Genomic DNA, 6,495 nt, shown 5'->3' on the forward strand with positions numbered 1-6,495 from the left:
CATTGTTTGTATCGCCGAATTTAGATTCTGACTTTCAAGCTCAAAAAGATGACAGAGCATCGGTTATCTTTTTGAGATAATGCCTGGATTTCGAAAGAACGTCGCATGGGGAAAAAAAATCAACCGAACAGCCAACATGTCGCGGAAAAAATTTCCGCCCTGCAATTTAATCTGTTCGCCGAACAGCATTTGAAGCGCGATCACAAAGATTTCGTGACATTTTTGATCCGGGAATTGGACATTCCGTACCGGGCACACGCCCTGCACATTGGCTGTCGCAGCGGACAGTTGAGTCTCGAATTGGCGCGCAGAATGCCGGAGATTGATCTGCTTGCTGTGGACGAGGACGAGGAAATGGTTCGTGTCGCGCAGGAAAATCAGCGTAGCGCCGGCGTGGGGAATGTCCGTTTCCGGCATCTGACGTTGCATCAGTTGACTGACCTCAAATCCGATTCTTTTGACGCCGTTATTTCATATCAATTTCTTCATTGTTCAGAAGACCCGATTTTTTTGTTAAATCAAATCTGGCGAACGGTGAAAAAAAAGGGCAAGTTTGCCATTCAGGATTATCGGAGCGATTTGCAATTGCTCGGAAAAATCGGTATTTGGTTCGCTGCTACGACAATGAGCAATGAGATTCGAAAATATTGGAGAGGGCAATTTCGTTCGAGCTATTCTCTGCGGGAGATTGTCGCTGTGCTGCTGAAAACAGAAATGAAAGACTGGAAAATCAGAACCACGCTGCTGGATTTTTTGGTTTATTATGGGATGAAAGAAGAATAGAGTTGCTTTGAGCTTGATTTAAAAATACGATTTTCAAAATTGAAATTTGAGAAATAAATGATCATCAAACGACTGACACTGAAAAATTACCGCCGATTTCGCTCGCTGGATCTGGAATTGCCGGAAAATATCATCGGTATTCTCGGCAGTAACGGTTCCGGGAAGACAACGATTGTAGAATCCATTGGTTGGTGTCTCTACGGAAATCGCATTCGGCGTACGGATAAGCAGGACATTCGTTCGCAATTTTGTCAGACGAGCGACGTTACTGCCGTGTCGTTGGAGTTTGAACTTCAGGGAGAAAATTACCGCATCGAGCGCGAACTGCGCGGAAAAACAGCGATCATCGAAGCAGCTATTTATCGCGGCGATTTGAAAGAGCCCATTGCGGTTCAGGAGCGCGGCGTTAACGAGATGGTGGAAAAATTGCTCAATCTGGATTATCGGTCGTTTTTCATTTCTGTTTTCGCCCGGCAGAAAGATTTGGCGGCGCTGTCCATGTTTCGTCCTGAGGAACGCAAAAAAAGCATCGCCCGCTTGATAAACATTGACGCCATTGAGCAGGCGCGAAAGGATGTTCGGGCGGACAAAAATATCAAAGCCGAAAAGAAAAACGGGATTGAAGCCCATTTGGCGGATGAGGAAGAACTGAAGGCGAAGAAAAAAGAGCTTAAAATGGCTTTGAAAGAAGCCTCCTCCGATCTCGATCAACGGAAAAAATCGCTGATTTCTCTGCAAAAGGAATTAGATGATGTCAAGTCTGAATTTGAAGTCCAATCCCAAAAACGAGAACAGTTTTTGCAATTGAGCGCCCAAATTGAAAACAAGAAAAATATCAGTCTGGAATTTGAAAAGCGCCAGAAACAATCGGAGAAAGAAATCGATCAGATTCTCGAAGCGAAGAAGGAGTACGAAGAACAAAAGAATAAGTTGAAGGAGTTTGAAAAGGTTCAAAGAAGAAAAGACAAGTTGGACAAAGAGGCCAGCCGTTTTTCGGCGCTTCGGGCATATCAGGAAGAAATAAAAAGAATGGAAACGCAGGTGACTCGCGAACGTGTGCGGCTCACGCGACTCACGGAGGAACTGGAAGGCGCCGAGGAAATTCAAAAGCAATTGGGAAAAATTGACGAACAAATCGCTGAATTGCAAAGCGAGCAGGCGAAACTTCAGCAGAATCGGCTCGACAACCAGGGGCAATTGACGTCGATTGCGACCAAGGGAAAAGATACGCGGAAACGAAAGGATAAAATCGAAGAATTAGGCGCGGAGAGCCCGTGTCCTGTGTGCACGCGTCCGCTGAAAGATCACTATGAAAAAGTCCTGCGCCAATTTAATTCCGAGCTTCAGGATTTGCGGGTGCGATATCTTGAATTGGAAAAGTCAGAAAAAGAGATTGTGAGTAAAACTCAGGAGGTAGAACTCCAGCTCAAGAAAGCGAATCAGGAACGAGATTTGTTGCTGCAAAGCCATGAACAATACCGACAGAGACAAAAGCAACGGGATGAATCCGAAAGGGAATTGAGAAATTTCCGTGAGCAATTGCGGGAAGCAAAGGAACGCATCTCCAAACTGGGCAAAGTGGAATACGATGAAAAAATTCATGCGCAAATCAAGAAACAATACAAAGAACTTTATCAGATCAGAGATCGGTTGCTGCGGCACGAGGAAAAAATCAAGCGGCTGGCGCAAGTCCGCGAAGAATTAGATCGGGTGCAAATGGCGTTGGCGCAATACGCGACGGAAATAAAACAAGAGACTAAACGGTTGGAAGCGCTGGAGTATGATGCGGAATTATTTGATCGTACGAAAAAAGCGTTGACTGAAAAGCAGAAAGCGCTCGATGAAATAAAGGAAAACATCCACCAACAGGAACAGCGCCGACTTTCTATCATCAAAGATTTGGAACATTTGACGGCGGATATTGAAAGAAATAAGCAAATACGCAAGCAAATAGCTCAAATGCAGCAGGAAATTACATATCTGGAGGCGTTGGATTATCATTTTGGAATATTCAGACAGGAGCTTTCCGGAAGAATTCGGCCAATAATTGCGGCGAGGGCTTCCGAACTGTTGCATTTGACAACTCATGGCAGATATTCCATACTTGAGTTGGATGAAAACTACAACATTTTCCTCTATGACCAAGCGGAAAAATTCCCGCTGGCGCGATTTTCCGGCGGCGAGCAGGATCTGGCAAATTTATGTTTGCGTATCGCCATCAGTCAGGTTGTTGCTGAACGCTCTGGTAGGTCGCAGATTAATTTCATCGTGCTCGATGAAATTTTCGCGTCCCAAGACGAGCATCGCCGCGAGCTCATCATGACGGCGCTGCAGCAGTTGGCGACGCAATTCCGGCAAATTTTTATCATTACGCATGTGGAAAATATCAAAGATTCTCTGCCGGTGGTCATTTTTGTTAAAGAAAAGTCAGCGCTGGAGAGCGAGGCAATTGTGGTCTGAAAATTAAAGGCAAAAAAATTGAAAGATGACGAACGCGATTCCACGCAAAACGACGAAAGCGAAGACGAGGAGTTTCCCGAATACATTTACGTAACAGACGTGCTGGATTTGCACGGTTTTTTCCCGGAGCAAGCGGAAGAGATGGTGGCGGAGTTTTTGAATCAGGCGGTGGAATTACAATTATCTCAAGTGAGAATTATTCACGGTAAAGGCCGCAGTAAAATGAAGTGGACAGTGCATCAGGTCTTAAAAGAACATCCCGCCGTCGTTTCGTTTCGCGATGCGCCGCCGGAATTTGGCGGTTGGGGAGCGACGATTGTGGAGTTTTGAGTTTGCGGTAGCGAGTTTGGCATGGTCGTTTATTAATTTTTTTGAATTAAAGGTCATTTTTTTTTATTCAAAGCTTGAGCTATTCATTACGCTCCCAACGACAAACTATTAGCAAAATAAAAAAAGTGTTGCAAAATGGAAAATTTTGTGTTAAGTTTAGAGACAATAAAGCAATGGCAATTAATTTTTGAGGAGGATGGCTATGAATAGGAAAATTTTCGCTTTGGCGATGGTTGCCCTGATGATTTTACCTTTGGCGCTTTTTAGTCAAAATGGAGCGATTCAGGGTACGATTGCGTACACCGGAGATCAGGCAGGCCCGATTGTAGTCGCGACTCTGGCGATTCCGCCGGATTTGAATGCGCCGCTGAAAATAGACACGCTGATGGCGCCGGGCGCGTTTTCATTTGAAAATTTAACCGATGGCACGTATTTCGTCGCCGCCTTCATGGATGTGAACATGGATGGTTTCCCCGGATTTGACGAGCCGGTCGGATTATATCCGGGAGCTGTGACGGTGGAAAATTCATCATCGGTAACGGACGTGGATTTTGCCGTTAGCGAATTGCCGCAGGGCTCTGGTGCAATTCGCGGGCAGGTGCATTATACCGGCGCTTTTACCGGCGAGGTGCACGTTTATGCGTTAGGTATGTCAAAAACTCCGTTCACATCGGCTAACTTCACCTGGGGCGGAGACAACGTTTATTCATTGGATGGTTTGTTCGGCGGCGAATATCTGGTCGTTGCTTTTCTCGACGTTAATGGAAACGGCACGCCGGAACTGGATGAGCCGGTTGGAATGGCGGAGCAGAAAATAGCTATTGATGAGGGCGAAATTAAAGAAAATGTCGATATTACGCTTTTCGACGCGGATATGCACACTGGCTCAATTTCCGGAGTTGCAGTGTACAACGGCTTGCAGACAGGGGATATTCATGTCGCTGCGGTCGGCTTGTCGCTGACGCCGTTAAAAGATGTCGTAGCGGATGCGCAGACCGGAGAATTTGCGATTCCGCATCTGGCGCCGGGAACGTACCATCTTTTTGCTTACGTTGACGCGGACAGCAGCGGCGGATTTGATTTGGGAGAACCATTTTCCGAATCATATTTTGACACAATCAGCGTTGCTTTCGGCGAAGAAGTCTCGGGCGTGGAATTAACGCTGGTGGATCGGGGAACAGGAATCATTTCAGGAAAAGTAACCTATACCGGAACAGAACAGGGTTTGATCGTTGTCGCCGGTCTGGGACTTTCAGCGACGCCACTGGTGCCGGGTTTTGCTTTTCGCTTAGGCGATGGACCGTATCCTTACGTCATTGCCGGCGTCGCCCCTGGCTACTATACTGTCGCTGGTTTGATAAATACCAGTGGCGCTGGTTTGCCAACCAGTATTGATGAAGTGCTCAACGGCCCCCTCGGATTTTATCTCGATGATTTTATTTTTGTGCCGCCGGGCGATACCGTGGATAATGTTGATTTTACTCTCGAAGATTCCGCAAATAGCGTGATTAGCGGTACCATTTTTGCGCCGGAGGGTACGCATGGGTCAGTGCAGTTATTTTCTTTGGGAATTTCAAAAACTCCATTTATGAAACAAACGCTCAGTGATGCCGGCGCGTACCAGTTTTCACCAGTCGCCTCAGGAAAATATATTCTGGGCGCTTTTATGGATGCCAATGGCGATGGAAAATACAGCATGGACGAGCCCATCGCTTTCACGCAAAAATTACAAACTGTCTATCCAAATTCGCAGACGACAGACATCAATCTGTATCTCGCACCCAATCCTTTGAGCGATGTGAGTCTCGCGCAAGATCAGTCCAGGCCTAAAGATTTTGCTCTGTTGCCTAACTATCCCAATCCGTTCAATCCGAAAACGACGTTTGTCTATCAGGCGCCTCGTGAATCGCATGTGACGATTAAAATCTACAACTTATTAGGCAAAGAAGTCGCGACACTTGTGGACGAAATGGTGCAAGCAGGTACGCATCAACTGGTTTGGGACGCTCGGAACATGGCAAATGTACAAATCAGTTCGGGAATTTACATCTGCCGCATGGAAGCCGGCAATTTCAGCCAGAGCCAGAAGGTGATGTATGTGAGATAAATTTATTAAATTTTTTAACTAAAAAGCCCTTTCCGTGATGATGGCGGAGAGGGCTTTTTTGTTTTGGAAGATTTGGGATAATATTTTGCTTGTGCCACATCTCTTCTTTGTCGCTTCATTCAGATAGGTATTTTTCAATCTGTTGAATAATATTTTCTCCAATTTCATAAAATTGCTGCGCCAATTGAATATCCGGTTTTCCTGATGGAAGTAATCCCAAATCGCTGGGATATCTTGAATCAACATAAGTTTCATTAATCTGTGTCAAAATTTCTTCATTAATATCGAGCTGAACATATTTTTCAATTGATCCTTTCAATGTAATCAAATTGTGAATTCTCGGAACATGAGATTCTTTCTCTTCAAGAATCGCTTTGAAAGATTTTTCGATGGCTTGCTGAGAATGAAAAGCTGTCATATTTGTCAAATCGACGCGGTCAAGAATTTCTTTTGCTACGGCAATGTCATCTCGCGCCGTTTTCAGCCAGTTCGAAGTCTGCTTTTTCATAAATTATTTTGCCGTTGTTGTTTATTTCATTTATGAATGAACTATCGGTTTTAGCCAAAATTTCAAATTCCGCTTTGGTGTAAACAATCAAGTCAATGGGGATTTTTTTGCTTAAGTCAAAGATCGCTTTTCTGACAAACATTTTATTTTTCAATTTTTCTTCATACGTTTGAGCGATTTTGTCGGAATCGAGGACTACCAACAAATCAATATCGCTGTCTTTCGACTCGATTTTTTGCGCAACGGAGCCAAATAAAATAATTTTAACAGGCTTAATAGCTTTTAACCTTTTTAATATTTCTTGTAA

6 protein-coding genes are annotated in these 6,495 nt (G+C 44.7%); 4 read left to right on the plus strand and 2 right to left on the minus strand.

Annotation, left to right across the window (positions count from 1 at the left end):
* Positions 1–105: 105 nt before the first annotated feature.
* The 4 genes from GXO74_09755 to GXO74_09770 all read left to right on the plus strand — a co-directional run bounded on the left by GXO74_09755 (position 106) and on the right by GXO74_09770 (position 5,680).
* Positions 106–783, plus strand: coding sequence for a class I SAM-dependent methyltransferase (locus tag GXO74_09755; protein ID NOZ61951.1), 678 nt, complete (start codon positions 106–108; stop codon positions 781–783).
* A gap of 57 nt (positions 784–840) precedes the next feature.
* A complete protein-coding gene (locus tag GXO74_09760) occupies positions 841–3,243 on the plus strand; it encodes an SMC family ATPase (GenBank protein ID NOZ61952.1) in 2,403 nt (800 codons plus the stop codon).
* 18 nt (positions 3,244–3,261) lie between these two features.
* Positions 3,262–3,573 (plus strand): Smr/MutS family protein, encoded by a 312-nt coding sequence (locus GXO74_09765; protein NOZ61953.1) that lies wholly within the window; start codon positions 3,262–3,264, stop codon positions 3,571–3,573.
* A gap of 202 nt (positions 3,574–3,775) precedes the next feature.
* Entirely contained in the window at positions 3,776–5,680 is a 1,905-nt protein-coding gene (locus tag GXO74_09770; GenBank protein NOZ61954.1) for a T9SS type A sorting domain-containing protein, read from the plus strand.
* 115 nt (positions 5,681–5,795) lie between these two features.
* On the opposite strand, the gene GXO74_09775 is transcribed toward GXO74_09770, so the two are convergent.
* Both GXO74_09775 and GXO74_09780 read right to left on the minus strand, forming a co-directional pair.
* Positions 5,796–6,188 carry a HEPN domain-containing protein gene (locus GXO74_09775; protein NOZ61955.1) on the minus strand — a complete coding sequence of 131 codons (393 nt, stop codon included), beginning with the start codon at positions 6,186–6,188 and terminating at the stop codon, positions 5,796–5,798.
* A partial coding sequence (locus GXO74_09780; protein NOZ61956.1) for a nucleotidyltransferase domain-containing protein occupies positions 6,145–6,495 on the minus strand: 351 nt, incomplete at its 5' end. The genes GXO74_09780 and GXO74_09775, both read right to left, overlap by 44 nt.

It is taken from the genome of Calditrichota bacterium, from assembly GCA_013152715.1.
GTDB lineage: Bacteria > Zhuqueibacterota > Zhuqueibacteria > Thermofontimicrobiales > Thermofontimicrobiaceae > 4484-87.

Excerpts from the sequence above, each read along its gene's own strand:
- GXO74_09755 (NOZ61951.1), top strand. The coding sequence starts at position 106 with ATGGGGAAAAAAAATCAACCGAACAGCCAACATGTCGCGGAAAAAATT.
- GXO74_09760 (NOZ61952.1), top strand. The coding sequence starts at position 841 with ATGATCATCAAACGACTGACACTGAAAAATTACCGCCGATTTCGCTCG.
- GXO74_09775 (NOZ61955.1), bottom strand. The coding sequence starts at position 6,188 with ATGAAAAAGCAGACTTCGAACTGGCTGAAAACGGCGCGAGATGACATT.
- GXO74_09770 (NOZ61954.1), top strand. The coding sequence starts at position 3,776 with ATGAATAGGAAAATTTTCGCTTTGGCGATGGTTGCCCTGATGATTTTA.